This window comes from Rhodococcus sp. CX (genome assembly GCF_015865005.1).
Classification (GTDB): Bacteria; Actinomycetota; Actinomycetes; order Mycobacteriales; family Mycobacteriaceae; genus Rhodococcus.
In genome coordinates this window covers 83,368-85,234 of sequence record NZ_JADZGH010000071.1, presented here as the reverse complement: position 1 = coordinate 85,234, position 1,867 = coordinate 83,368, and the positions used below count along the sequence as shown (strand labels likewise).

The 1,867-nt window shown below is 68.3% G+C and carries 1 protein-coding gene and 1 pseudogene; both read right to left on the bottom strand.

All coding sequences use genetic code 11. The annotated features are described in order from the left end of the window. A pseudogene (locus I0Q12_RS32355) lies at window positions 1-202 on the bottom strand (hypothetical protein); the annotation flags it as partial. Beyond that, window positions 199-1,867: ATP-binding protein (locus I0Q12_RS08050; RefSeq protein ID WP_269437576.1), on the bottom strand; the 1,669-nt coding region annotated here is incomplete at its 5' end. The gene I0Q12_RS08050 and the pseudogene I0Q12_RS32355, both read right to left, overlap by 4 nt.

Here is a 1,867-nt window from a genome sequence, read left to right as displayed (position 1 = left end):
GACCGGAATACCGGTGCCACTCGCGTACCCACGCGACCGCGGCGTCGGGGTCGTCCGCCACCCGCACCTCGGACGGCGGATGCAGCGCGATCGACAGCGCATCGGACTCGGCCGCAACGGGATCGGCAATCCAGCGTGCCCGCCGGTTCCGGTACGCGGCCAGTGCCTTGGCACTCACCGCGCCGGGTGGCACCCACTTCACTCCGTGTCCTCGCCGCCGTCACGGATCGGCAGCAACGCCAACTGCGAGTACCGCTTGTCTCGGATGCTCACCGACGCGACACCGTCGATGTAGTCGTCGAGAGTCTGCAGCAGCTTGAGCGGGGTCGCGAGCACCATGTGAAAACCGAACTGGGTGAACACATCCAGTGCGCGCCGGGTGTATGCCGGGTCGGCGCGGTCGAACGCCTCGTCGAGGATCACCGTGCCGTACCGCGGGAGTTCGTCGCCGTCCGCCGCCAGCTGATAGCGCAAGGCCGCGGCGAGACAGAAGAACACCAGCTTCTGTGCCTGCCCGCCCGACAATCCCGAACTCGAATCGTGGTAGTTCGCGTCGTTGCCCTCCGAATCGACCTCGACGCCGATGAATCCGACGTGCAGCCGGGTGTCGAGCACGAGGCGCTTCCACCGGAGGTCCGCGGGTTCGCCCGAGTCGAGGCGCTCGAGCACAGCCGCCATCTGCTCGAATCGGAGTTCGGCTTCGCCGCGATCCTCCTCCTTCCAGGACCCGCTCGTGATTCGCACCAGCTCGGCGAGGAACTCCGAGGCGGCGGGGGAGCGGCGGTCCTTCACATCGATGCGCAGGATCCGATCGGTGTCGAACGGGGAGCGGCGCAGCGACTCGTTCACCGGTTCGATGCGCGAACGGATCTCGCCGGGTGCCTTGCGGATCGCCCGCGCGAGCTCACCGATGTTCCGATGCGACTGTTCGCGCAACAGCCGGAAGAATTCGTCCTCGTAGGCGGGCAGATTGTCGGAACGCAGCCGGGCCAGGACGGCGATCGCGTCGTCGACGTATTCGGCGTCGGGACGCATCTCGGCCCGCCGCGCCTCCCATTCGGCGAGGTACGCCGTGAGAATCCGCGTGATGTGCTGTTCGGCATCGGCCGTGGCGCGCTGGGCCGCGCGCAATTCGTCGCTGATGGCCCGGCCCACTGTGCTCAGAGTGCGGTCGACGTTGTCGGCGGTGACGCGTCGTACCGAGGCGGCAAATCGCGCGCGGATCCGGGCGGCGACGACGTCCGGGACGGTGCCACCGATGTGGGTGCGCGCGTCGTCGAGGCGCTGCTGTACCGCGGCGAGTTCGTCGCGGTGCTGGTCGAGTTTGGCGCGGGCGGCGGTGTGGGCCTGCCGCGCGGCCCGGTCCTCGGCCTGGGCGCGTTCCAGTTCGGCGGTGAGGGTCGTGTACTCGGTGTTGTCCTGCATCCAGTCCTGCAGCCGGGTATCGATCGCGTCGAGTGCCCGATGGGCCGATTCGACATCGATTTCCGCCCAGGAGGATTCGCGGATCGCTGCGCCGGACTGGCGGCGCTGCTGCACATTGTCCTCGGACTGTTCGAGCGCCTTCTGCCGTCGTTCCAGTCCGGCGATGTCCCCCTCGACGGCGTCGATGCGTCCGCGCAGATCGATCAGCTTGGCCTCGTTGTCGAAGCCCAGTACCCACCGGCTGCGGTCGTCGATGCGGCGCCGGTCGTCCTTCTCGTGACGGTCGGGTCCGTGTTTGACCTGCCCGGACCGGGTGACACCGCGGGAGACGCGGCGCAGATCGTCGGCGGTTTCCACGCACACGTAGTCGAATCGCTCGGCAAGATGGCGACACACCCACGCGGTGAGCGACCCGGCGCGCACATCGAGTTTGCGGACCAGG